This window comes from Phaeobacter sp. JH20_08, from assembly GCF_048056635.1.
Classification (GTDB): domain Bacteria; phylum Pseudomonadota; class Alphaproteobacteria; order Rhodobacterales; family Rhodobacteraceae; genus Phaeobacter; species Phaeobacter bryozoorum.
The window spans coordinates 116,697-141,626 of the sequence record NZ_JAYMVV010000005.1; the positions used below are offsets into that span (position 1 = coordinate 116,697).

Annotated in this window: 23 protein-coding genes; 8 read left to right on the forward strand and 15 right to left on the reverse strand. The window is 61.4% G+C overall.

Annotation, left to right across the window (positions count from 1 at the left end; translation table 11 throughout):
* Positions 1–7: 7 nt before the first annotated feature.
* The 8 genes from VWY75_RS02645 to VWY75_RS02680 form a co-directional block, all read right to left on the reverse strand.
* Complete coding sequence (locus tag VWY75_RS02645) at positions 8–871, reverse strand: DMT family transporter (RefSeq protein ID WP_416536433.1); 864 nt, start codon at positions 869–871, stop codon at positions 8–10.
* On the reverse strand, positions 868–1,809 hold the full coding sequence (locus tag VWY75_RS02650; protein WP_340544266.1) for a transcriptional regulator GcvA: 942 nt from the start codon (positions 1,807–1,809) through the stop codon (positions 868–870). Before VWY75_RS02650 ends, VWY75_RS02645 begins: the two co-directional genes overlap by 4 nt.
* 334 nt (positions 1,810–2,143) lie before the next feature.
* Positions 2,144–2,866, reverse strand: coding sequence for an acetoacetyl-CoA reductase (gene phbB / locus VWY75_RS02655; RefSeq protein ID WP_416536434.1), 723 nt, complete (start codon positions 2,864–2,866; stop codon positions 2,144–2,146).
* A gap of 205 nt (positions 2,867–3,071) precedes the next feature.
* The gene (locus tag VWY75_RS02660; RefSeq protein WP_340544269.1) at positions 3,072–4,247 is read right to left on the reverse strand and encodes an acetyl-CoA C-acetyltransferase; all 1,176 of its coding nucleotides are present in this window, start codon (positions 4,245–4,247) and stop codon (positions 3,072–3,074) included.
* Positions 4,248–4,548: 301 nt separating this feature from the next.
* Positions 4,549–5,370, reverse strand: a complete 822-nt coding sequence (locus VWY75_RS02665) for an EAL domain-containing protein (protein WP_416537323.1) — start codon at positions 5,368–5,370, stop codon at positions 4,549–4,551.
* A 135-nt stretch (positions 5,371–5,505) separates the two neighbouring features.
* Entirely contained in the window at positions 5,506–6,441 is a 936-nt protein-coding gene (locus VWY75_RS02670; protein WP_340544270.1) for a sterol desaturase family protein, read from the reverse strand.
* Complete coding sequence (locus VWY75_RS02675; RefSeq protein WP_416537180.1) at positions 6,434–6,877, reverse strand: hypothetical protein; 444 nt, start codon at positions 6,875–6,877, stop codon at positions 6,434–6,436. The genes VWY75_RS02670 and VWY75_RS02675 overlap by 8 nt, the downstream gene beginning before the upstream one ends.
* 166 nt (positions 6,878–7,043) lie before the next feature.
* The gene (locus tag VWY75_RS02680) at positions 7,044–7,607 is read right to left on the reverse strand and encodes a TlpA disulfide reductase family protein (RefSeq protein WP_416537181.1); all 564 of its coding nucleotides are present in this window, start codon (positions 7,605–7,607) and stop codon (positions 7,044–7,046) included.
* Between the two features lie 22 nt (positions 7,608–7,629).
* Here VWY75_RS02680 and argH point away from each other — a divergent pair, with 22 nt between their 5' ends.
* From argH to VWY75_RS02700, 4 genes are all read left to right on the forward strand, one after another.
* Positions 7,630–9,024 (forward strand): argininosuccinate lyase, encoded by a 1,395-nt coding sequence (argH, locus tag VWY75_RS02685; protein ID WP_416537182.1) that lies wholly within the window; start codon positions 7,630–7,632, stop codon positions 9,022–9,024.
* A 71-nt stretch (positions 9,025–9,095) separates the two neighbouring features.
* Positions 9,096–9,281: a hypothetical protein gene (locus VWY75_RS02690; protein WP_340544277.1), complete on the forward strand. Its 186-nt coding sequence runs from the start codon at positions 9,096–9,098 to the stop codon at positions 9,279–9,281.
* A gap of 52 nt (positions 9,282–9,333) precedes the next feature.
* Positions 9,334–10,599, forward strand: a complete 1,266-nt coding sequence (gene lysA / locus VWY75_RS02695) for a diaminopimelate decarboxylase (protein WP_340544278.1) — start codon at positions 9,334–9,336, stop codon at positions 10,597–10,599.
* A 52-nt stretch (positions 10,600–10,651) separates the two neighbouring features.
* Positions 10,652–13,480 carry a DUF4175 domain-containing protein gene (locus VWY75_RS02700; RefSeq protein WP_416537183.1) on the forward strand — a complete coding sequence of 943 codons (2,829 nt, stop codon included), beginning with the start codon at positions 10,652–10,654 and terminating at the stop codon, positions 13,478–13,480.
* Between the two features lie 68 nt (positions 13,481–13,548).
* Here the strand turns inward: VWY75_RS02700 and VWY75_RS02705 are convergent, their stop codons facing one another.
* Positions 13,549–14,409 (reverse strand): zinc-ribbon domain-containing protein, encoded by an 861-nt coding sequence (locus VWY75_RS02705; protein ID WP_340544280.1) that lies wholly within the window; start codon positions 14,407–14,409, stop codon positions 13,549–13,551.
* A gap of 216 nt (positions 14,410–14,625) precedes the next feature.
* On the opposite strand from VWY75_RS02705, the gene VWY75_RS02710 reads away from it, so the two are divergent.
* From VWY75_RS02710 to VWY75_RS02725, 4 genes are read left to right on the forward strand one after another with little or no spacing between them, the layout of a single operon-like run.
* Positions 14,626–15,303: a cell division ATP-binding protein FtsE gene (locus tag VWY75_RS02710; protein WP_340544281.1), complete on the forward strand. Its 678-nt coding sequence runs from the start codon at positions 14,626–14,628 to the stop codon at positions 15,301–15,303.
* Positions 15,300–16,199, forward strand: a complete 900-nt coding sequence (locus VWY75_RS02715; protein ID WP_340544283.1) for a cell division protein FtsX — start codon at positions 15,300–15,302, stop codon at positions 16,197–16,199. The genes VWY75_RS02710 and VWY75_RS02715 overlap by 4 nt, the downstream gene beginning before the upstream one ends.
* Positions 16,196–16,945 (forward strand): lysophospholipid acyltransferase family protein, encoded by a 750-nt coding sequence (locus VWY75_RS02720; protein ID WP_416537184.1) that lies wholly within the window; start codon positions 16,196–16,198, stop codon positions 16,943–16,945. The genes VWY75_RS02715 and VWY75_RS02720 overlap by 4 nt, the downstream gene beginning before the upstream one ends.
* Positions 16,923–17,528 (forward strand): pyridoxamine 5'-phosphate oxidase family protein, encoded by a 606-nt coding sequence (locus VWY75_RS02725; protein WP_340544285.1) that lies wholly within the window; start codon positions 16,923–16,925, stop codon positions 17,526–17,528. The genes VWY75_RS02720 and VWY75_RS02725 overlap by 23 nt, the downstream gene beginning before the upstream one ends.
* A gap of 67 nt (positions 17,529–17,595) precedes the next feature.
* On the opposite strand, the gene VWY75_RS02730 is transcribed toward VWY75_RS02725, so the two are convergent.
* The 6 genes from VWY75_RS02730 to VWY75_RS02755 form a co-directional block, all read right to left on the reverse strand.
* Positions 17,596–17,910 (reverse strand): EthD family reductase, encoded by a 315-nt coding sequence (locus tag VWY75_RS02730; protein ID WP_340544286.1) that lies wholly within the window; start codon positions 17,908–17,910, stop codon positions 17,596–17,598.
* Between the two features lie 116 nt (positions 17,911–18,026).
* The gene (gene lpdA / locus VWY75_RS02735; RefSeq protein WP_340544287.1) at positions 18,027–19,424 is read right to left on the reverse strand and encodes a dihydrolipoyl dehydrogenase; all 1,398 of its coding nucleotides are present in this window, start codon (positions 19,422–19,424) and stop codon (positions 18,027–18,029) included.
* Positions 19,425–19,531: 107 nt separating this feature from the next.
* Entirely contained in the window at positions 19,532–19,942 is a 411-nt protein-coding gene (locus VWY75_RS02740) for an MAPEG family protein (RefSeq protein WP_416537185.1), read from the reverse strand.
* A gap of 7 nt (positions 19,943–19,949) precedes the next feature.
* Positions 19,950–20,357 carry a hypothetical protein gene (locus VWY75_RS02745; protein WP_416537186.1) on the reverse strand — a complete coding sequence of 136 codons (408 nt, stop codon included), beginning with the start codon at positions 20,355–20,357 and terminating at the stop codon, positions 19,950–19,952.
* 6 nt (positions 20,358–20,363) lie between these two features.
* Positions 20,364–21,917 (reverse strand): 2-oxoglutarate dehydrogenase complex dihydrolipoyllysine-residue succinyltransferase, encoded by a 1,554-nt coding sequence (gene odhB / locus VWY75_RS02750; protein WP_416537187.1) that lies wholly within the window; start codon positions 21,915–21,917, stop codon positions 20,364–20,366.
* A gap of 6 nt (positions 21,918–21,923) precedes the next feature.
* Positions 21,924–24,881, reverse strand: coding sequence for a 2-oxoglutarate dehydrogenase E1 component (locus VWY75_RS02755; protein ID WP_416537188.1), 2,958 nt, complete (start codon positions 24,879–24,881; stop codon positions 21,924–21,926).
* Positions 24,882–24,930: the final 49 nt, after the last annotated feature.

A 24,930-nucleotide genomic window follows, 5' to 3' on the forward strand; every position in this document is an offset into this window, starting at 1 on the left:
GGATGCTTCAGGGCGTCGCATTGGCCCGCGCGGCCAGCAGCGCCCCGCCTGTTATCAGGCAGGCTGCAATCGCCAGCGTCCATGACGCAGGCGCAATTCCTGCAACAACAAGGATCAGTGTTGAAAGCAAAGGTGCTGCATAAGAGCTGGTGCCGAGCAGTTGGATGTCACCCTGTTTCACTCCGATGTCCCAGACATAGAACGCAAGGCCGACCGGCCCCAGACCCAGCGCGACTGTCGCTCCCCAACCGCTGATGCCGATGGGCCAATGGCTTTCTTCCAGCGCGAAATGAAGGCCCCAGGATGCTGCCGCAGTGATCAGGCAGAATACGGCAACCGTGCTGGTGGGGGCTGTCCCCAGGCGTCGCGCAAGCACGGAATATCCCGACCACGTCAGTGCGCAGAGTAGCGCAAGCCCATAGCCGGGCAGTGCCGCGGCATCAAACTCGGCTCCGCCACCGGTGATGATTGTTGCGGCACCGGCGAAGCCGAGGAGGGCCCCCAGCAAATGCCCCGCGCGCAGTGTTTCCCCGGGCAGCAGGCCGGACAACAGCACAATCAGCAATGGCCAGAGATAGGCAATGAGCCCTGCTTCGGCTGCGGGGGCCATCCTCAGCGCGGAGAAGTAAAGCGCATGATAGCCAAAGAGACCAAGGCTGCCGAAGAGATAGACCCGCCATGACACTTGTCGCAGTGCCGTGAGGCCACCACTGCGCCAACACCATATGAGGCCCAATGAGCCGCCGATTGTGAAACACAAGGCGTTCAACAGGAGCGGTGGGGTCGGCGCAGTGCCAACGGTGAGAACAGCCAGTAGCGACCAAAGCAATACCGCGACAAAGCCGGTTGCCGTTGCGCGGTTCCTGGTCATGTGAGACTGTCTACCGACACGATGGTCAGCCCATCTGACACAGCGGCGGTCTTTTCGATTTCGGCCAGGATCCAGTCGCGGAATGCCACGATTTGCGGGCGCGTTTCAGCGCCTTTCTGACAGAGGAAGCTAAATCGGGCCTTGCCGGTTAGCGCCGTTTTGAAGGGGGCAACCAGACGCCCTTCGGCAAGATCCTTTACCACCAGCGCGCGCCGCCCTAAAACCACCCCGGCCCCTGCCAAAGCGGCATCCACCGCGTGGTCGGCGTTGCTGAAGCGGGCGCCATGGGTGGGGTTGAACTCCTCACCCATCAACTTGAACCAGGCGGTCCAGTCGAGCTGCGGTGACATAAAGTTCAGTGAATCGTCGTGGATTAGCGGCGCGTCTTTCAGCGCGGCGACGGTGGGGTAACGCTGCGCGATATCAGGTGTCATGACCGGCATCACCCACTCCACAGGCAGCGGCATTGAATAGACGTCTGGGTATGGGCCGTAGCCAAAACGGATCGCCACATCGACGTCGTCGCGCATCAGATCAACACGGCGCAGGCTGGCCGAGAACCGAAGGTCGATTTCAGGGTGGGCGCGCGCAAACTCGTAAAAGCGCGGCGCCAGCCATTTCGCGGTAAAGGCAGGGCCGGCCGTGACCGTCAGGACCCCATCGTCCTGTAGCCGGATTGCCGCGCGCCAGGCTGCCGTCAGTGCCTGAAACCCATCAGACGTCCCGGGCGCCAGGGCAGCCCCTGCTTCCGTCAGCTCGACGGCGCGGTTCAGGCGGCGGAATACCGGTGTTCCCAAATGCTCTTCCAGGGATTTGATCTGAAATGACAGCGCTGCCGGGGTCACGTTCAACTCCTGTGCCGCACGGGCAAAGGACATATGGCGGGCGGCGGCTTCAAAGGCGCGCAGGGCGGTCAGTGGTGGCAGGCGATCAGACATGTGAGATAAGTAATACTTAAGTGAAGTGCTGAGAAGTCTCGTTTGTCTGTTGTCACGAAAAGGCGCATATCTAGGTCAAGTTAGCAACACTGATCTGAATGGAGGCCGAAACGATGGAATATTCTGCCAGTGCTACCGTAAAACTCGCCCTGCAACGCGCACATGAGGAGCGCGGCCAGGTCGTACGTGCGCTGTGGGCGCGTATATTCGCACCGCGTCGCGCCACGCGGCTGCGTGCCGGGGTTTCCCGCTGGGCATAGCGCGCATGTCCTTACGGGATTGGAAAAGGGCCGGCCCAGTGGACCGGCCCTTGCCATCTGTGCTCGGTGCGGTCTTACACGAAGAACTGCGCGCCATTGGCCGAAATGGTGGAGCCGTTGATAAAGCCCGAGTCCTCTGATGCGAGGAAGGTCACGCAGCGAGCAATCTCTTCCGGCTCACCCAGGCGGCCAGCTGGGATCTGGCCAATGATCGACTCGCGGACCTTCTCAGGAACGGCCATCACCATCTCGGTCGCAATATAGCCTGGGCAGATCGCGTTGGCGGTGATGCCCGCCCGCGCCCCTTCCTGGGCCAGAGATTTCACGATGCCGAGGTCGCCTGCTTTGGTCGCGGCATAGTTTACCTGAGCGAACTGCCCTTTCTGACCATTGATCGAGGAGATCACGATCACACGGCCGAACTTGCGTTCGCGCATGCCGGGCCAGATCGGGTGCACGGTGTTGAAGACACCAGTGAGGTTGGTGTCGATCACCTGCTGCCATTGCTCCGGTGTCATCTTGTGGAACGGAGCATCGCGGGTGATGCCTGCATTGGCGACGACGATATCGATCGGGCCGATATCCGCTTCAACCTTGGCGATGCCAGCGGCGCTGTCCTCGTAGCTGGCAACGTCCCACTTGTACGTCTTGATGCCGGTTTCATCGGTAAACTTCGCCGCTGCCTCATCATTACCGGCATAGGTCGCCGCCACAGTATGGCCTTCCGCTTTCAGCGCCTGTGAGATTGCAGCGCCGATGCCGCGAGAGCCGCCGGTGACGAGTGCGTTACGTGCCATGGAAAAGTCCTCCGTTATTTGACTTGGTAATCTTGCTACTATTTTGTTTTTGATTTCGCAATTATATTGCTCCGTGAATCCGGGCGCTGGAGCCGATACGGAGTGCGACGCTGCGTCGCCCTCTTCGACAAAGCTATCGTAAAATGCGCTCCATATAGAAAAGGGCGCCAATCGGGCGCCCTTGATATGGTCAGAATAATGCGCCTCAGGGACGCTCCACGCACATGGCAACGCCCATACCGCCGCCGATGCAAAGCGTGGCGAGGCCTTTCTTGGCACCCCGCCGCTTCATTTCAAACAGCAGCGTATTGAGGACGCGGCAGCCGGAGGCACCAATCGGGTGACCAATTGCGATTGCGCCACCGTTGACGTTGACGATTGCCGGATCCCAGCCCATGTCCTTGTTCACGGCGCAGGCCTGCGCTGCGAAGGCTTCGTTGGCCTCAACCAGATCGAGGTCATCCACGGACCAGCCGGCTTTCTCCAGTGCCTTGCGCGAGGCGTAGATCGGACCAACGCCCATGATGGAGGGGTCCAGACCTGCGGTGGCATAGGAGGCGATCCGGGCCAGCGGTTCGATACCCCGCTTTTCGGCGTCATCGGCGCTCATCAACAGGGTGGCCGCGGCGCCGTCGTTCAGGCCTGAGGCATTGGCGGCTGTGACCGAACCATCCTTGGTGAAGGCGGGGCGCAGCTTCTGCATGGCCTCGATGGTGGCACCGTGGCGGATGTATTCGTCCTGATCCACAATGATGTCGCCCTTGCGGGTCTTGACGGTGAAGGCTGCGATTTCATCGGCGAATTTGCCTGCCTTCTGTGCCGCTTCGGCCTTGTTCTGGCTGGCAACGGCAAATTCATCCTGCATGTCACGGGAGATCTGCCATTTCTCGGCAACATTCTCCGCAGTCTGGCCCATGTGGTAGCCGTTGAAGGCATCCCAAAGGCCATCGCGGATCATGGTATCGATATAGCTCATATCGCCCATTTTGTGCCCGGCGCGCAGATTGGCGGCATGGGGCGAGAGGGTCATGTTTTCCTGACCGCCCGCACAGACGATGGCCGCGTCACCGAGTTGGATGTGCTGGGCGCCAAGTGCCACGGCACGCAGACCGGAACCGCAGACCTGATTGATCCCCCAGGCTGCCGATTCCTGTGGCAGGCCGGCATTGATATGGGCCTGGCGAGCGGGATTCTGACCCTGTGCCGCCGTCAGCACCTGACCCAGAATGGTTTCGGAAACTTCGGATTTGTCGATCCCGGCACGTTCAACCACAGCCTCCAGCACTGCGGCGCCAAGATCATGGGCGGGGGTATTGGCGAATGCGCCACCAAAGCTGCCGACGGCGGTGCGTGCGGCGGATGCAATTACTACATTGGTCATCAGTTAGGGTCCTCTGCCATTCATAGTCCCGGGAGGCCAACCGCGCAGTCCGCATTTCGCAGCCGCAGCAACCGGGATCCCCCTGCCTTTTTTTAAAGGCCGTGTGTTTCGCTGCAATTGCAGCACGTGCAAGGTGTCCCACAGGAAGAGCCTGTGTCAATCAATACTATGGCACATATTCTGAGGCAGGTCCGGTCGTTTGCCAAGCGATCATTCCCGACAGAAATTCTCCCTTAAGCTGCGCGGCAGGTATCTGGCGCAAAGATGCGCGAATTCACCCATAAGGCAACGTGCTGTGAGGTCAGGATGCGCGACTGTTCCTGCGCAGCTCTTCCAGCCATGGCGGGCTGACCGAGGGGGCGCCGAACAAATAGCCCTGCAGGCAGTCCACACCGATGGAGATCAGGAATTCGGCGTCAGCTGGGCTTTCGACGGATTCCGCAACCACCAGCATATCGAATTGCTTGGCGATCCCTACCAGCGCGCGGACAACAGCCTGATTGTCATGGTTGGCATGAATGTTACGGATGTACTGCCCGTCAATTTTCACCGCATCAAAGAAGAACTGCCGGAAATAGCTGACGGCCGTTGCCCCGGCGCCGAAGTTATCAAGCGCAAAGGCGATACCGTGTTTCTGCATCCGGTCCATGAAATCGATGACCAACTCGGGCGCAGCCATGGCAGAGGCCTCGGTGATTTCCAGCACTAGCCTTTCGCCTGCGGCGGCATCTTTCTTCAGATGTTTTTCAAGGACACGCATCCAGCGCTGATAGCCGATCGAGCGCGCGGACATATTGACGGAGAGGCGGATATTGGGGCTGCGGGCAAGTGCCTTCAGGCCATGTTCGAGGGCAAGACAGTCCAGTTCACGCCCGGTTTCCTTATCCTCGACCAGCGGCATGAATTCGCGCGCAGGTATCACGCGACCCGTTGAATCGAGAACCCGGATATACCCCTCGTAAAACGCAACCCCCTGTGGCGGCATAGCCTGTATGATGGGCTGATAGGCAAGCATCGTCTGGTTGTGGCGAATCGCGTCGCTGACCATGTCGAGAGTCGACCGATCACGCGATACAACCGCAGAGGTCAGCGGGTTATCGCCGCCTTCTGGCATGTCGGCCATGACCTTTTGCTTCTTCTTCACGGGTATATCCCTTGGCGCTGGGGTGGTCTGATCAATATGGATCAGACCGGACCTTGGCGCAAAAGCGTTGAGCTAGGATTAAGGCGACAATTTTACCCAAATTGAGAGCTGCACTCAGGTCTTGTCAAAGCCAGCGCTGCCGATGTCCTCAGGATGACGTTGCAAATGCTTTGCGCGGATTGTGTCGGAGCTGTCGCGGCTGCCGTCATGGCTGTAGCCCGGCGGGGCAACCGCATATAGCAACCGCTGCCTGACCGTCAGCCCGGGTTGGGTCACATCCTTGAAGATGCTGACCCATTCGTGGAAGGCGACACGCAGTGGGTTGAAGGTGCCGATGTTGTGAACCAGGCCGTAATCCGGGCGGTCGTGATCCTGTTCGGGTACGAATGTGCCGAACATCTTGTCCCAGATGATAAAGACGCCAGCATAGTTGCAATCAAGATAGCGCGGATTGCGGCCGTGGTGGGCGCGGTGATGGCTGGGTGTGTTCATCACGGCCTCAAACCAGCGCGGCATCCGGCCGATGGCCTCGGTGTGGATCCAGAACTGGTAGACCAGATTGATGCCTCCGACAAACAGCACCATGGCAGGATGGAAGCCCAAGAGAACCAGCGGCGCGCGCACCACCATCATAAAGGTGAATGTGCCCGTCCAGGTCTGCCGCAGAGCGGTGGTGAGGTTGTAGTGCTGGCTTGAGTGATGATTGACATGGCTGGCCCAGACCCAGCGCACCCGGTGGCCAAAGCGATGCACCCAGTAGTAGCGCAGGTCGTCCAGGACGAAGCACAGAACGATCACCCAGACCGATGTGCCCAGGTCCAACGGCGTGATCTGCCACAAAAGCATGAAGAAGGCCCAGGCGATGAAGCCAAGCGCAATGCCTGACGCCACGCTACCGGCGCCCATAACAAGAGATGTGACGGCGTCGCGGGTTTCATATCGCCCGCCACGTCCCTTGATGGCGATCCAGAGGAACTCAGCCAGAATCGCGGCGATGAAGAAAGGGACCGCCCACTGGGTGACATCAGGGTACGAAATCGTATCAGGCATGTGTCTGTCCTTCTGTCTGCGCTGTCACGGTCGGTGTGATTGGTGCGCTGTGGTCGCCCATGATGCGCCGTCGCCAATCGTTGAGCTCGGCATCCGACAGGTGGAGCACCACGGAGGGGGTAGCAAAATCGGCGAACCGCAGCTTCAGGCCCTTGGGGTGATCCAATAGTCGCACCCCGGCAAGTGGCCGGGCAATGGTATCGGCGCCAAAACACCAGACCAGACCAAGCCCGAGATCGGTTTCAATCAGGGCCGCCTGACCAAGAGTGCTTGGCCATGTGTTCAGGATTTGAGTATCGGGATCATGACGAGACCAGGCCTTGGCGGCGGTGTCTCGCGTCATCAGAACCGGAGCGGACCGCCCGGTGACATGAAGCAGTATAGCTATGACAACAATGCCGATCAGCACCATCGCCACCAAGATTTCCAGCGGCATTACGTCCTCCCTGCCGCTCAGATTGGCGGCAGGGTGACGGCTCTGTCAAAGGTGGCGTTGGGTCAAGCTCCGAAAGATGCCAGCTATCTGGCCACCGCCCGCGCACGCCCGGGAAAGCTGCTGCACTGCGGTACGGCCGCGGGTCTTCTTAATGAGCGTCAATCAGTCATTCTGCGTCGATCAGAGTTTGCAGGATTGCCTTGGCACTGTCGGAGTTCCACTCTGCATCGCCACGCAGGCGGCCGATTTCATTGCCGTCGCGATCGAGGATCATTGTCATCGGCAGGCCAAATACGGCCATTTCCTTGGCCAGCGCACCCTTTGGATCCTGATGGCGGGGCAGATTGGTGATGCCCGTTTCATCAAAGAACTTCTGAATCCCGGCGGGCGAGTTGCGGCCGGTGGCTAGGGTCAGGACCTCAAAATCCTCACCGCCAAATTCACTTTGAAGTTCGGACAGCATCGGCATTTCTTTCCGGCAGGGAGCGCACCAGGTGGCCCAGAAGTTCAGCAGGACAAACTTGCCTTCATAATCGGCAAGCGAGGCGCTGCCCTTGCCGTCTTCCAGTTCAAAGCTGTTGCTGGAGGTCGGTTTTGCTTCCGGGTGGAGGATCAGACGGCGCATGTCACCTTCGCGGAGCTCGGAAAGGGCTGCGGGGTCCGCGGCAAAGGCGGCATTTGCACCGAGGGCAAGGGCCATATAAAGGGTTAGCTGACGAAACAGACGCATATTATCTCCGGGGTTCCACACCATGACAGATCAATCCTCGAACCAGATGTGGGGCGGCCGCTTTGCCGCTGGCCCGGACGCGATCATGGAGGCGATCAATGCCTCGATCGGGTTCGACAAGCGGATGGCGGCGCAGGACATTGCCGGCTCCAGGGCCCATGCGGCGATGTTGGCCGCGACAGGTGTCATTACGGATAATGATGCCGAGGCCATTCGGGAAGGGCTGCTCACCGTATTGTCAGAGATCGAGGGCGGAACCTTCCAGTATTCCACCGCACTGGAAGACATCCATATGAACGTGGAGGCCCGCCTGAAAGAGATCATCGGTGAGCCTGCGGGCCGCCTGCACACGGGCCGGAGCCGCAACGACCAGGTGGCAACCGACTTCAAACTCTGGGTACGTGACCAGCTGGACGCCGCCGAAAGCGGCCTCTTGGCGCTGATCCGCGCGCTTCTGTCGCAGGCAGAAGCTGGCGCCGATTGGGTGATGCCGGGCTTTACCCACCTGCAGACCGCGCAGCCGGTGACCTGGGGCCACCACATGATGGCCTACGTGGAGATGTTCGGCCGCGATCTGTCCCGCGTCCGCGATGCCCGCGCGCGGATGAACGAATCGCCGCTGGGCGCGGCGGCGCTGGCCGGTACCTCCTTCCCGATCGACCGGGAAATGACCGCCAAGGCGCTGGGCTTTGACCGCCCGGCGGCAAATTCGCTCGATGCCGTCTCTGACCGCGATTTCGCGCTGGAGTTCCTGTCCTGCGCCTCGATCAGCGCCATGCACCTCTCCCGCTTTGCCGAGGAGCTGGTGATCTGGTCTTCTGCCCAGTTCCGTTTCGTGACGCTCTCCGACCGCTTCTCCACCGGCTCGTCGATCATGCCGCAGAAGAAGAACCCGGACGCGGCTGAGCTGATCCGCGCCAAGGTGGGCCGGATTTTTGGCGCCAACACCGCGCTGATGATGGTGATGAAGGGGCTGCCGCTCACCTATTCCAAGGACATGCAGGAAGACAAGGAACAGGTCTTTGACGCTGCCGACAACTGGATGCTGGCGCTGGCGGCGATGGAAGGCATGGTGAAGGACATGACCGGCAACCGCGAGAGCCTGGCGGCGGCCGCGGGTTCCGGCTTCTCCACCGCCACAGACCTGGCCGACTGGCTGGTTAGGGTGCTGAAGGTGCCGTTCCGCGATGCGCACCACGTGACCGGCACCCTGGTGGCGATGGCCGAAAAGCGCGGCTGCGACCTGCCGGACCTCTCCCTGGAGGATATGCAGGGCGTGCATGCAGGCATCACCGAGGACATCTTCACTGTGCTTGGCGTCGAAAACTCGGTAAACTCGCGCATGTCTTACGGCGGCACCGCACCCGCCCAGGTGCGCGCGCAGGTGGCCCGCTGGCAGAGCCTCCTGGCGGACTGATAGCAAGGCGGTTGCGGTTAAGCGGTGATGTGCCGGTTCAATCGCAACCGCCCAGATCGAAAGGGATCAATATGCAGAAAACCGTTCTGATCCTGGGTATTCTGGTGGCCTGCGTGGGTCTTGCGGCCTGCGGGGTCGACGGAGAGCCGGTACGACCCTCGCTCAATGCCGGAGTTGGCGTGTCCAGCAGCGGCGTCCACGCGGGCGGCAGCCTTGGCCTGCACAAAGGGCCACTCAGCGTCTATCTGGGCGTCTGACCCTGAGCGGAATCATTTGATCCGCGCCCCGGTTCTGGTCTAAGCGCGATCTATGGATCATTTTCTCTATCGTGACGGCGCTCTCTACGCCGAAGATGTGCCGGTGGCCGAGATCGCGGCTGCTGTGGGCACTCCGTTTTACCTGTATTCAACGGCGACACTGCTGCGCCATTTCCACCTCTTTGATGATGCGCTGAAGGAGATGGATCATCTGGTCTGCTACGCAATGAAGGCAGCCAGCAATCAGGCGATCCTGAAAACGCTGGCACAGGCTGGCGCCGGCATGGATGTGGTCAGCAAGGGCGAATATCTGCGCGCCAAGGCGGCCGGAGTTCCCGGTGACAAGATTGTGTTTTCGGGCGTCGGCAAGACCGAGGACGAGATCCGAACCGCCCTGAGCGGTGGTATCCGTCAGTTCAATGTGGAATCCGAGCCGGAAATGGACGTGATCAACGCGGTTGCGCAGGAACTGGGCGTTGTGGCGCCGATCACCGTACGCGTGAACCCGGATGTCGATGCAAAGACTCACGCCAAGATCGCGACGGGCAAATCTGAGAATAAATTCGGCATTCCGATTGCGCGGGCGCGGGAAGTCTATGCCCGTGCCGCCAGCCTGCCAGGGCTGAAGGTGATCGGCATTGACGTACATATCGGCTCGCAGCTGACCGAACTGGCCCCATTCGAGCTGGCCTATCAGAAAGTGGCGGAACTGACCGAGCAGCTGCGCGCTGATGGTCATGAGATTCACCGTCTCGACCTTGGCGGTGGCCTTGGTATTCCCTACACCCGCTCGAACGATACGCCACCGTTGCCGGTTGAATACGGCGCTATGGTACAGCGCACCTTGGGGCATCTTGGGTGTGAGATCGAAATCGAGCCGGGGCGTCTGATTGCCGGCAATGCCGGCATCATGGTGAGCAAGGTGATCTATGTGAAATCCGGCGAGGACCGGGATTTCCTGATCATCGACGGCGCCATGAATGATCTGATCCGCCCCGCCATGTATGAGGCGCATCACGAGATTGTTCCGGTGATCGAAGCCGACGCCGGAGTGGAGCAGCGTCCATATGATATCGTTGGACCGGTCTGCGAAACTGGCGATACCTTTGCGCGCCATCGCGATATGCCGCCCCTGGAAGCGGGGGATCTGGTGGCTTTCCGCAGTGCCGGCGCCTATGGGGCAGTGATGTCGAGCGAATATAACTCGCGCCCGTTGATCCCTGAAGTGCTGGTCAATGGGGATCAATTCGCGGTTATCCGCCGACGTCCGGACTTTGACGAAATGATAAACCGCGATACCATCCCCGAGTGGCTCTGACGGGTACCGCGACATCTGACGCGGCGCAGGGCTGATCGGAGGCGCCGCCCGCATGGTCAACGACCCCAAGTTTCGCCGCAAGGCTGACGCGACATCTGCCGCCGCGCCGGGTTCACCGGCGCGCCCGCAGGCGGAGGGTAGGTACTCGCGGAAAGACGGCGGTTCCGATCTGCCGTCCGATCCGATCCCAACAGGTCGCGGCTCAGGCCCGAGGCTCTCAGATCCGCGCCTTGTGCGGCTTCGCTGGCCGGTGCGGCTGACCTGGGTGGGGCTGTTGTCGGAACGTCTGGTGCGCGCCTTCTGGCCGTTGGTTTCGCTACTGATGCTGGCGCTTGCCGCTGTGATGTTGGGCCTGCACGAGCAGTTGCCGATCGAACTGGTCTGGGTGGGGGCCGTGCTGCTGGTGTTGGCTGCGGCAGTCGCGATTGGCTTTGGGGGCTGGCGGTTCAGTATGCCCAGTCTGTCCGACGCCCTGGCTCGTCTGGATATGACGCTGCCCGGACATCCTATTGCGGCGCTGCTGGACGCGCAGGCCATCGGGTCGGATGATCCGGCGTCGCAAGCCCTGTGGCAGGCGCATCAGCGGCGGATGCAGGCGCGCGCCGCCACCGCAGTTGCCCCTAAACCCAATCTGTCAGTCGCGCGCGCTGACCCCTTTGCGCTGCGCTATCTGGCACTTCTGGCGCTATCGGTTGCCATGCTCTTCGGCTCCATCTGGCGGGTTGGTAGCCTTGGCGAGATGGCCCCCGGCGCGGTGAATGCGGCAGCAGGGCCGACATGGGAGGGCTGGATCGAACCGCCGCGCTACACCGGTCTGCCGGTGCTTTATCTCAATGATCAGTCCGAGCCGGTTCTGACCCTGCCCGAAAACAGCCGCCTGACCCTGCGGTTTTACGGTGAGGTCGGAGATCTTACACTGGATGAAACCCTCTCGGGACGCACCGGAGACGTGCCCTCTGCCGCCGCGGCTGAGCAGAGTTTCGTGATCACCCGCGACGGGACATTGACCATCAATGGCACCGGTGGCCGCAGCTGGGATGTGACGCTGATTGAGGACCTGCCTCCGACGATTGCCATTGTGGGAGAGCCGACGCTGGAGTCCGATGATACGACCTCGCTTGCCTATACCGCCAGTGACGATTACGGCGTGGCGGCTGGTCAGGTCGAAATCTCGCTGGATATGGCCGAGATTGATCGGAGCCATGGGCTGGCAGCCGAACCAGATACGCGGGAGCCGATTGTTCTGGACCTGCCACTGCCGCTGACCGGTGATCGCCACAGCTTCGACGAGCAGGTGATCGAGGCCTTCGCCAAACACCCCTGGGCCAACATGCCTGTCAGCTACCGTATGGTCGCACAGGACGCCAAGGGGCAGGAGACCGAGGCAGAGGTGCTCAGGGCGCCGTTGGTGACCCGGCGTTTCTTTGATCCGATGGCCGCAGCGGTGGCAGAGCAGCGGCGCGATCTGCTCTGGGCGCGTGCCAATGCGCCACGGGTGGCCCAGGTCCTGCGCGCCCTGTCGACCTATCCGGCCGAAGTGTTCCACGACCATGGGGATTATCTGCGTCTGCGTACTATCCTGCGTCGTCTGGAACAGCACAGCAACGCAGGAACGCTTGGGCCAGAGCAGCAGGACGCGTTGGCTGAAGCGCTCTGGGATTTGGCAATCCAGCTGGAGGAAGGCGATGTCGGCGACGCTCTTGCCCGCATGCAGCGCGCTCAGGAGCAGCTGAGCCAAGCGATGCGCGATGGTGCCAGCGATGAAGAGATTGCCCGTCTGATGCAACAGCTGCGCGATGCCACGCAGGACTATCTGCGTCAGTTGCAGCGACAGGCGCAGGAGCAGGGCAATGACGGGCAGCCGCAAGGCGCTCCGGATGAGAACGCCATGCAGCTCACTCAGCAGGATCTTCAGGCGATGATGGATCGTATTCAGGAGCTGATGGAACAGGGCCGGATGGCCGAGGCCGAGCAGGCGCTGCGCGAGTTCCAGCAGATGATGGAAAACATGCGTGTCACCCAAGGGCAGGAAGGTCAGGATGGCAGCCCCGGAGAGCAGAGCATGGAGGGGTTGGCCGAAACCCTGCGTGAGCAGCAGGGCTTGTCGGATCAGGCATTTCGGGATTTGCAGGAGCAGTTCAATCCCGGTGCACGCCGCGGCGAAAGTCAGGGAAATGAAGGGCGCAATGGCGGCCTGGGCCGTGGGGAGTCCCACGAGGGCGGTCAGGGCAATCAGGGTGGCCAAGGCGACAGGCCCGGCTCCGGCGACCCCAGCGGTGACCGGCAGCCCGGTCAGGGTGGTCAGGGACAGCGCGCGCCTGATAATGATGGGACCGGGCAGGGTGGCGGCGCCAACACTCCGCAGGACGGCACACAGGGTCCTGCCGGGTCGCTGGCTGATCGCCAGCAAGCTCTTCGCGATCAGTTGCGGGCGCAGCGGGATGGCCTCCCGCTTGGCAATGGCGAAGGCGGTCAGGCGACGCGTGATGCGCTTGATGATGCCGGACGGGCCATGGATGGGGCGGAGGAGGCTTTGCGGCAGGGTGACCTCGCCGAGGCCATCGACCGCCAGTCCGACGCGATGGAAGCTCTGCGAGAGGGAATGCGCGCGCTGGGAGAGGCAATGGCCGAACAGCAGCAACCGGGTCAGGGACAGGGGCAGGGGCGCACCAGCAGCTCAAGCCAAGGCAACCAAATGGATCCGCTTGGTCGACGCAATGGGGAACAGGGTGATGGTGGTGTTTCCGACGGGCAGTTCAGCGAAGGGCAGGCCTATCGCCGCGCCTGGGATCTTCTTGAAGAGATCCGCCGCCGCGCCGGAGAGCGCAGCCGTAGCGAGACTGAGCGAAGCTATCTCGAGCGTCTTCTGGATCGCTTCTGACGACGGCGGTGGACCTGCGGGGCGACCGTTCGTGTCCGATCGGTCGCCGGTACCGTCTGGCTGCGGTTCTACTGCTGCACTGTGAAGGCACGCACCTGCGTATCTAGCCACAGCCGCGCCGCGTCCACCTTGGCGACATAGGTGCTGAGGTAGGGATCCGCCTGTGGCAGCTTCTGGGCGATCAGGGGCGCGTTGTCATAGGCCATGGCAAGACCCAGCGCGATCAACAGTGCAAAGGCAAAGCCCCGCGCAAAGTTCCGCTTTTTCCTTGGGGCCGGTGCATCGACTGGTGGTGCGATCGGGGCCGCAGGCCCTTCACCGGATCGCAGGGTGGAGTTGATTTCGTCGATATTGGGCAGCAATCCGCGACGGGATTCGGTTTCCGAGGTGGAGAGCTGCTGGGGATCTTCGCCACGCATCCGGGCCATCTGCTCGCGGGCTTCGCGGGCACGGCGGGCGGATTCTTCTTCCGGCAGAGAATCCAGTCCCAAATCCGTCTGTGTTTGTAAGCTGTTGCTTTCAGCGGCGCGCAGCCGGGCTTCACGCTCAGCCTCCTCGCGCAGAATATCGCTGATCGTCGGGTCAAGACCTCGCGACGTGGCTGTGATCTCTGGCGGTTGATTCTGGATTTCATCCTGCTGATCAGGCTCTGCGGTCTCCTCCTCCGGCGCGTCTTCCACGATATCATCGTCTTGTGTCGCCGTAAGGGAAGCAGGATCAGGGGCGCCGATTTCGTCCTCAACCGGGGCTATATCGTCGCCGGGTTCCGCAGCGGGGGAAATGCTCGGGTCATCCTCCGCCTCAATCGCACGGCCAGCCTGAAACCACGTTTGCCCGCAGTTGGAACATTGCACGTCGCGCCCCTCATCGGGGATCACATCATCCGGCACCTCATATTGGGCGGCACAGTTCGGACATGTCAGTCGCATGGGTCACTCCTTGGGACCTGAGGTGGCTCCCGGGGGGGCCGGGCGGCTGTCGGCGGGTGATTGTTGAATAATCATAGGCAGTTCCGTCTTTCCACGAAAGAGCCAATCGCTCTCATCTGAACGGACTGTTTCAGCCGGGGTGGCGTGGCAACAGCGCGGACCATTGAAACTGGGCGCACAGTCGGGCAAAACACCGGTGACCAAAAGGGGACCGCCGTGATCGAGCTGGACAATGTGGGGTACAACTACGGTGGCGGGGAACTGCTGAGCGACGTGTCGGTGCAGCTGGCACCGGGGTCGTTCCATTTCCTGACAGGCCCATCGGGCGCGGGCAAGACCACCCTGTTGAAACTTTGTTACGGCGCGCTGACACCAACGTCAGGCCGCGCACGTGCTTTCAACATGGATATCAAGGGGCTGGATCGTGACCAGATGGCCTATCTGCGCCGCCGCATCGGGGTGGTCCACCAGGATTGCCGGTTCCTCGATCACCTGCCGGTGCTGGAGAATATCGCGTTGCCGTTGACGGTCTCCGGGCGGGATATCACCCAGGAAGAGGCTAATCTGCGCGAGCTGTTGAACTGGGTTGGCCTGTCGGAGCGCGCCCATGCCACCCCACCGGAGCTCTCTGGTGGTGAGCGGCAGCGCGCGGCGCTGGCCAGATCGGTGATCCTCTCGCCTGAGGTGATCATCGCCGATGAACCAACTGGCAACGTGGATTGGGACATGTCGCAGCGGCTGCTGCAATTGTTGGTGGAATTGAATCACATGGGCAAAACCGTTCTGGTCGCGACACATGATCTGTCGTTGATCCGGGCCGCCAAGAAGCAGGTTCAGGCACGAGTCCTGCGTATTTCGAACCGCCAGCTTCAGCAGGCCGGAGCGGACCTATGAAACTGACACGTTTGCGCAACCTGATTGTCGGGGATGCCCAGGCTGACCGTGTTGTTCCGCCCAGTGGATTTACCGCCCAGCTGACTTTGTTTGTCTCTGGTGCGATGGCGTTTCTGGCGGTTTTTGCCTTGGCGCTGTCGCTGGCCTCCGGCCGTTTGGCAGATCGCTGGGCAGAGGAACTGGCGCGCGCGGCCACGCTACGGATCAATGCACCTGCGGAGCAGCGTGCTGCCCAGACCGAGGCGGCAATGACCATTCTGGAACAGACGCCGGGTGTCGCCTCGGCTCGTGCGCTGAGCCGCGAGGAACAGGCGGCTCTGTTGGCGCCATGGTTTGGCACCAAACTGCCGCTGGATACGCTGCCGATCCCACAGCTGATCGAAGTGATCGAGGGCGATCCGGGCTATGATGAGACCGGTCTGCGCTTGCGCCTTCAGGCTGAGGTTCCGGGTGCGATCTTGGATGATCACACGCGCTGGCGGGCGCCGCTGGTGGATGCTGCCCAGGCGCTGCGGCGGTTGGCCTGGGTGTCCATCCTGTTGATCGGCGGGGCCACCGCGGCGATGATCACCCTTGCTGCGAATGCAGCGCTTGCGGCCAATGCCCAGGTGATTGAGGTGCTGCGTCTCGTCGGCGCGCTGGACACCTATATCGCTCAGGCCTTTATCCGGCGTTTCACCCTGCGCGCGCTATTTGGCGCCAGCGTTGGCATGGCGCTGGGAATGCTCGGGGTCTGGCTGATGCCCGAAGCCTCCCGCGAGGGCGGGTTCCTGACCGGGCTTGGCTTTCAAGGTTGGAGCTGGCTCCTGCCACTCTGCATCCCTCTGCTTGGTGCGCTTGTCGCCTTTGCCGCGACCACCCGTGCGGCCAACAAACGTCTTGGAGATTTGGCGTGATAACTGCGTTTAGATGGCTGCTCTCGGCCGTGTTCATGATTCAGATCTATGTGATGATGCTGATCTTTGGTCTGGTCTTTGCGCCATGGGCCCTGGTCTCGCCGCGCGGTGCCCGGGTGGCCTGTCGCAGCTATGCCGGTTATGTGCTGTGGTGCGCGCGTTGGATGCTGGGCCTGCGTACGGAGGTGCGTGGCGAGGTCCCGACCGATGAGGTGATCATTGCGGCCAAACATCAGAGTTTTCTGGATATTCTGATTATCTTTCACGCCACGCCAGCAGCCAAGTTCATCATGAAACGTGAGCTGTTGTGGACGCCGATTATCGGCATTTATGCCAAGCGCCTGGGCTGTGTGCCGGTCAACCGTGGCAAGAAAGGCAATGCCATTGCCCGCATGGTCAAGGACGTGGCAGCAGAATTCGCAGAACCCGGCCAGCTGGTGATCTATCCGCAAGGCACGCGGGTCGCGCCCGGGGTTGACCGGCCCTACAAGATCGGCACTGGCGTCCTTTATGCCGCGCTGGAGCAGCCCTGTGTGCCTGCGGCGACCAATGTGGGGTTGTTCTGGCCACGCACCGGGATCATGCGCAAACCGGGGTTGGGCGTTGTGGAATTTCTGCCTTCTATCGCCCCGGGACTGGACCGCGATGCCTTCATGGCCACGCTGGAGCGCGAAGTGGAGACACATTCAGACAAGTTGATGGAGGAAGCGGGGTTCAAGGTCGATGGAATTTCTCAGCACAGTTGATGAGTTGGAGGCGCTTTATGGCGCTCCGGGAACACCGTCCCTGCGCAAGGTGGCACGGCAGATGACGCCGCTGTACCGGCAGTGGATCATGGCATCGCGACTATGCATGTTGGCCACCGTTGGGCCGGAGGGGACCGATGACAGCCCGCGCGGTGATGATGGTCCGGTGGTGCTGGAGCTGGATCCCGGAACGCTCGCGCTGCCGGATTGGCGCGGTAACAACCGTATCGACAGTTTGCGAAACATCCTGCGGGACCCCCGGGTTTCGCTGATGTTTCTGGTACCGGGGTCAAACAATGTGGTGCGGGTCAACGGGCGGGCACGGGTCACTGCAGATGCGGCGATGTTGGCCCGGTTCGACAAGAACGGCAAGCAGCCGCGCACAGTGATTGTGATCGAGATTGGCGAGATCTACAGCCAGTGCGCCCGCGCGCTGATGCGGGCTCGGACCTGGACCTCAGGCGACGAAAGCGCGGGGCTTCCTTCTATGGGCGAGATCCTGGCCGAGCAGACCGCAGGGCAAGAGGGCGGTGTCGCCTATGACCAGGCCTGGGCGCCCCGTGCAGCCAAGACCCTCTGGTAACCGGGAGCGGCTGTGAATGCCCCATCCGGGCTTTCACAGCAGGGTTCGCCCGGGTGGCAGATCAGGGTCAGCTCATCAAGACCTCACCGACAAGGATCTGCGGACGCACATTGGTGAAATTGGCGACGTCGTCGATGATTGGTCCGCTTTTTTCGCCCATCGCGCGGTCCAATGTGTCCATATCTGGAAAGGTGATCGTGGCGATCAGCAGATAGGCCGGCGGAATATCCGGGCCGCTTGCAATCCCGCGCGATGCCTCGACGGTTTCCATCAGATCGCCAAAATGTTCTTCGACCAGTGGCAGGTGGGTGGTCTCATAATAATCATAGTCAAACGTCGCGTCGGCGGAGGCGGGGTAGATCACTTGCAGGCTGACAGTCATGGTAGAGGCTCCGGTTCATGAGAAAGCGGCCCACCATGGATGGGCCGCTCTGGTGTGGGTTAGATATCTAGCAGGCGGAGCCCGGGTAGGGCACCCGGTTTCCTGCGCTGCTCCATTTAGCTGTGGATCGGACCGTCACCGCAGGCCAGCGCCGCTTCGCGGACAGCTTCGGAATAGGTCGGATGTGCGTGGCAGGTCAGCGCCAGATCCTCGGCGGAGGCGCCGAACTCCATCGCTACACAGATTTCGTGGATCAGGTCACCGGCTGCCGGGCCAATGATCGAAGCGCCCAGGATGCGGTCGGTTTCCTTATCGGCGATCAGCTTGACGAAGCCGCCTTCTGCCTGATGCACCGCTTTGGCGCGGGCGTTGCCCATGAACATGAACTTACCCACCTTGATCTTGCGACCTTCGGCTTTCAGCGCATCTTCGGTCTGGCCGACGGTGGCCACCTCCGGTGTGGTGTAGACCACGCCAGGGATCACGCCGTAGTTGACGTGGCCATGTTTGCCCGCAATCACCTCGGCAACGGCCATGCCTTCGTCTTCGGCTTTATGGGCCAGCATAGGACCTTCGATGACGTCACCGATGGCATAGACGCCTTTGACATTGGTCGCCCATTGGGAGTCGGTGGCGATCTGACCCCGTTCGGTCATCTTGACGCCGAGGGCGTCCAGCCCCAGCCCCTCCGCATAGGGTTTGCGACCCGTCGCTACCAGCACCACATCTGCGTCGATCACCTCTTCGTCGCCGCCTTTTTTCGGCTGGTACTTCACCTTTGCCTTGGTCTTGGCGGCATCGACCCCTTGGACGGCCGCGCCCATGACAAAGGTCAGGCCCTGTTTTTCAAGGATCCGCTTGAAGCTGCGCTGAACGTCCTTGTCCATACCGGGGCAGACGGCGTCCATATATTCCACCACGGTGACTTCGCTGCCCAGGCGGGCATAGACCGAGCCCAGCTCCAGACCGATGACGCCAGCGCCGATTACCACCATTTTCTTTGGGATCTTCGGCAGGTCCAGTGCGCCGGTGGAATCCACCACGATGCCCTTGTCATTGTCGACCTCGACGCCCGGCAGAGCCGAGGGAACGGAGCCGGAGGCAATCACGATGTTCTTTGCCTCATGGGTGTCATCGCCCACCTTGACCTTGCCAGCCTCCGGGATGGAAGCCCAGCCCTTGATCCAGTCGATCTTGTTCTTCTTGAAGAGGAATTCGATGCCACCGGTGTTCTGGCCGATGACCTCTTCCTTGTAGGATTTCATCTGTGCCCAGTCGACCGAGGGGCTTTTGCCCTTGAGACCCATATGGGCGAAGTTGTGCTCGGCCTCATGCAGCAGATGGGTGGAGTGCAAGAGCGCCTTTGACGGGATACAGCCGACATTGAGGCAGGTGCCGCCGAGGGTTTCGCGGCCCTCGACCACTGCGGTCTTGAGGCCCAGCTGGGCGCAGCGGATAGCGCAGACATAGCCACCGGGGCCGGCGCCGATTACGATCACGTCATAGGATGCCATATTGATGTGCTCCTTGAGGGGTTAGCGATGAAGATCATGGGGAAAGGGGGCGCTGCCCCCGGCCCCTGTCGGGGCCTCCCCCGGAGTATTTTGGGAAAGATGACGGCTCATGTCAGGGCCGCAATCAGCATGAGGGTGGTTGCGAGGTAGCCCACAGACCAGATCAGCGAGCGCCACGGGACCCAGCCAAAGGCATAGGCGGGAATGTAGAGGACGCGCGCGCCGAGGTAGGCATAGGCGCAGGCCGCGGTGAACCCGGTTGACTTGTCCGCCAGTGACACCACCAGGCAGACGATTCCGAAGAGGATCAGCCCCTCAAAGTGGTTTGACATCGCCCTGTGTAGACGCGCGGTGCGGGTCGAGAGCTGATCGCGCAGATCACCGCCGAGACGATCCCGGTCGCGCGGGCCAAGCGTTTTGCCCTGACCCAGCTCAAGGTTCGCAGGCACCGCCATCAGGGCGATCTGAAACACCTGCAAGAGCGCGGCGAGGGTGAGGGCGGTGAGTTCAGGGGGCATCTAGACCTTACACAATGCTTGTAGAGGTTGCAGATCGGTTTCGCAGCCAGATCACGATGCCGCACAGAGTCACGAAGTTCAGGATACTGGAAACGATGGTGCCAAGAGCGTAAAGCAAGCCCAACCCGATAAGATTGCCGCCAACAAAAAATCCTAGCAGAAGGTATCCACCGTAAAGAATGCCCACTACCGCCCAATCGCGGGCGAGAGCATAGAGAAAAAAGATATAGAATATGCAAACCGCTACCATCGCTTGCGAGTAGGGCGCAATCTCATTCCCAGCAGCAATCTCCAGCGTGCCAATAACGGCGAACAGCCCCCAGACAACGGCGAGCTGAACAAGAGTTGCGCGCGCTGCGAGGCGGCGGCCATCAGCCGCCCGGCCCTTCTCCGTAATCTGGAACAGCGCGCGCATGCTATCCTACAGATCCATCAACAACCGGCGGGGATCTTCCAGCGCTTCTTTGACGCGCACGAGGAAGGTCACGGCACCTTTGCCGTCGACGATGCGGTGGTCGTAGGATAGCGCCAGATACATCATCGGGCGGATCTCGACCTTGCCATTGAGCGCCATCGGGCGGTCCTGGATTTTGTGCATGCCGAGGATACCGGATTGCGGCGGGTTCAGGATCGGCGAGGACATCAGCGAGCCATAGACACCACCGTTGGAGATGGTGAAGGTGCCGCCCTGCATTTCCGCCATCGACAGCTTGCCGTCGCGGGCGCGCGCGCCTTTTTCGGCAATCGCTTTTTCGATGTCAGCAAAGGACATTGCATCGGCGTCGCGGATGACCGGAACCACCAGTCCCGTGGGCGTGCCTGCGGCGATGCCCATGTGGACAAAGTTCTTGTAGACGATGTCGGTGCCGTCGATCTCGGCATTGACCTCGGGCACTTCCTTCAGCGCGTGGCAGCAGGCCTTGGTGAAGAAGGACATGAAGCCCAGTTTCACACCGTGCTTCTTCAGGAACAGATCCTTGTACTCGTTACGCAGGGCCATCACCTCGGTCATGTCGACCTCGTTGTAGGTGGTGAGCATGGCCGCGGTGTTCTGGCTGTCCTTCAGACGCTTGGCGATGGTCTGGCGCAGGCGGGTCATTTTCACCCGTTCTTCGCGCGCGGCGTCGTCGGCTGCCACAGGTGCGCGCACCGGAGCGGCAGCTGCGGGCGCTGAGGCAGTAGCCGCCGGTGCCGCTGCGGCCGCAGCCACAGCGCGGGCGACATCGTCCTTCATGATGCGGCCATCGCGACCGGTGCCCTGGACCTGATCTGCGGACAGACCGGCCTCGGCCATGGCTTTCTCTGCGGAGGGCGCATTGGCGACATCCTTTGCGGGACCGCCCTGACCTGCAGGAGGTGTGGTGTATTGCGCACCACCGGCGGTTTCTGCCTTTGTCGGCTCGGGGGTGACGGCGCCGGCGTCGCCACCGGAGATCACACCAAGTTTGGCCGTTGCATCCACAGTGCTGCCTTCTGCGGCGGTGATTTCGGTCAGAACGCCGGAGACCGGCGCGGGCACTTCGACCGAGACCTTGTCGGTTTCCAGCTCACAGAGCATTTCATCCTGCGCGACGGTATCGCCGACCTTCTTGAACCAAGTCGAGACGGTGGCTTCGCTGACCGATTCACCGAGAGTGGGGACCATCACATCGGTGCTGGCCCCCGCCTTGTCACCGGTGTCTGCGGCTGGCGTGGTATCGCTCTTGGGCGCACCCGAGGTTGCGGCGCCGGAGGACGCACCTTCGGAGATGGTGGCCAGAAGGGCGTCGACCCCTACGGTCTCGCCTTCGGCGGCGACGATTTCACCCAGGGTGCCTGCGGCAGGGGCGGGGACTTCGACGGTGACCTTGTCAGTCTCCAGCTCACAGAGCATTTCATCAGCCGCTACGGCATCACCGGGTTTCTTGAACCAGGTGGCAACGGTGGCTTCGGTCACGGATTCGCCCAGGGTGGGCACGCGAACTTCGGTGGTCATAGGGTGTTATCCTTCGATGCTCAGCGCTTCGTTGACGAGCGCAGCTTGTTGGGCTTTGTGTTCGCTGGCCAGACCCGTCGCGGGTGAGGCCGATGTGGCGCGACCGACATAGATCGGGCGGCTGTTCTTGGCGCCGATACGGGTCAGCACCCATTCGATATTCGGCTCGATGAACGTCCAGGCACCCTGGTTCTTGGGCTCTTCCTGGCACCAGACCATCTCGGCGCCCTTAAAGCGCTCCAGCTCTTTTACGAGGGAGATGGCAGGGAAGGGATAATACTGTTCGATCCGCATCAGGTAGATGTCGTCGATGCCGCGCGCGTCACGTTCTTCCAGCAAGTCATAGTAGACCTTGCCAGAGCAGAGCACCACGCGCTTGATTTTGTCGTCTGCCACCAGCTTGGTGTCGGAGTTGCCGTGCTGTGCATCATCCCACAGCACGCGGTGGAAGCTTGAGCCGGTGGTGAACTCCTCGGCCTTGCTGACCGCCAGCTTGTGACGCAGCAGCGATTTCGGCGTCATCATGATCAGCGGCTTGCGGAAGGTGCGGTGCAGCTGACGACGCAGAATGTGGAAGTAGTTTGCCGGTGTCGTGCAATTCGCCACAATCCAGTTGTCCTGGCCGCACATCTGCAGGAAGCGTTCCAGACGGGCGGAGGAATGCTCCGGGCCCTGACCTTCGAACCCGTGCGGCAGCAGGCAGACGAGGCCTGACATACGCAGCCATTTGGACTCGCCGGAGGAGATGAACTGGTCGAACATGATCTGGGCGCCGTTGGCGAAATCACCGAACTGGGCCTCCCACAGGGTCAGCGCATTGGGTTCCGCCAGCGAGTAGCCATACTCGAACCCGAGGACAGCATATTCCGACAGGGCGGAATCGATCACCTCATACTGCGACTGGCCGCTGCGGATGTTGTTCAGCGGATAGTAGCGCTCTTCGGTCTCCTGGTTCACGATGCCGGAATGGCGCTGCGAGAAGGTGCCGCGCGTGGCATCCTGACCGGCGAGGCGGACAGGGTAGCCTTCAGTCAGCAGCGAGCCAAAGGCGAGTGCCTCACCGGTCGCCCAGTCGATGCCTTCACCGGTCTCGAACATCTTGCCACGGGCTTCAAGGAAACGGCCGATGGTCTTGTGGATCGGGAAGCCCTCCGGCACGCGTGAAAGTGCGGTGCCGATTTCGTTCAGGGTGTCCGGCTTGATGGCGGTACGGCCGCGCTGATACTTGGCGCCGTGCTTGTCGAGGTGCGACCAGCGTCCGTCCAGCCAGTCCGCCTTGTTCGGCTTATAGTTCTTTCCGGCTTCGAATTCCTCGTTCAGGCGAGCCTGGAACGAGGCTTTCATATCCTCAATCTCGCCCTCGGGGATCAGCCCGTCCTTCACCAGACGTTCGGTATAGAGCGACAGCGTGGTCTTGTGGCCCTTGATCTTCTTGTACATCAGCGGGTTGGTGAACATGGGCTCGTCGCCCTCGTTGTGGCCAAACCGGCGGTAGCAGAAGATATCCAGAACCACGTCCTTGTGAAACTTCTGCCGGAACTCGGTCGCGACCTTCGCGGCATGGACCACCGCTTCCGGGTCATCGCCGTTGACGTGGAAGATCGGCGCCTCAACCACCAGCGCGTTGTCGGTGGGATACGGAGAGGAGCGAGAGAAATGCGGTGCGGTGGTAAAGCCGATCTGGTTGTTCACCACGATATGCATGGTGCCGCCTGCCTTGTGGCCGCGGAGCCCTGACAGGGCGAAGCATTCCGCCACGACCCCCTGGCCGGCAAAGGCCGCATCACCGTGCAACAGGATCGGCAGAACCTTGCTGCGATCGCGGTCTTTCAGCTGATCCTGCTTGGCGCGCACCTTGCCCAGAACCACCGGATTTACCGCTTCGAGGTGAGAGGGGTTCGCGGTCAGCGACAGGTGGACGGAATTGCCATCGAATTCACGATCTGACGACGCGCCAAGATGATATTTCACATCGCCCGATCCATCCACGTCTTCGGGTTTGAAGCTGCCACCCTGAAATTCGTTGAAGATCGCCTTGTAGGGTTTCTGCATCACATTGGCGAGCACCGACAGGCGGCCCCGGTGCGGCATCCCGATCACGATGTCTCTGATCCCCAGCGCGCCACCGCGCTTGATGATCTGTTCCATCGCCGGGATCAGGCTCTCGCCGCCATCAAGGCCAAAGCGTTTGGTGCCCATGTACTTGACGTGCAGGAATTTCTCGAAGCCCTCGGCCTCGACCATCTTGTTTAGGATCGCCTTGCGCCCTTCGCGGGTGAAGGTGATTTCCTTGTCGTAGCCCTCAATCCGCTCCTTCAGCCAGCTGGCCTGCTCGGGGTCTGAGATGTGCATGTACTGCAGGGCAAAGGTGCCGCAGTAAGTGCGTTTCACGATGTTCACGATCTGGCGCATCGAGGCGACCTGAAGACCCAGAACATTGTCGATGAAAATCGGGCGATCCATGTCGGCTTCGCTGAAGCCGTAAGTGCGCGGATCCAGCTCAGGGTGCTGGGCGTCCTCGCGCATCCCGAGCGGGTCGAGGTTGGCCGCAAGATGACCGCGGATGCGGTAGGCCCGGATCAGCATCAAGGCCCGGATCGAATCCAGCACGGCGCGCTGGACCTGATCGTCGGTCACTTCGACACCCTTGGCTGCGGCCTTATCCTTGATCTTCTTGCCGGCGCTCTTGCTCTCTTCCGGGGCGGGCCATTCGCCGGTCAGCGCGGCCGTCAGGTCGTCATTGGGAGCAGGCGGCCAGTCGGAGCGCGCCCAGGAGGGGCCTGCGGCCTCGGCCTTCACGTCGAGCTCTGCGTCCCCCATCTGCCGGAAAAACTCCGCCCAGGCGGCATCCACCGCATTGGGGTCATTGGCATATTGGGCATAGAGCTGCTCCAGATACTCCGCGTTGTGCCCCTGCATGAAGGAGGAGGCATGGAAGAGATCGTTAGGGCTCTGGTCGGTCATGAGAGTACCTCTTGCGGGTTGGGACCGGTTTTGGTGCGACCTTGGGTCA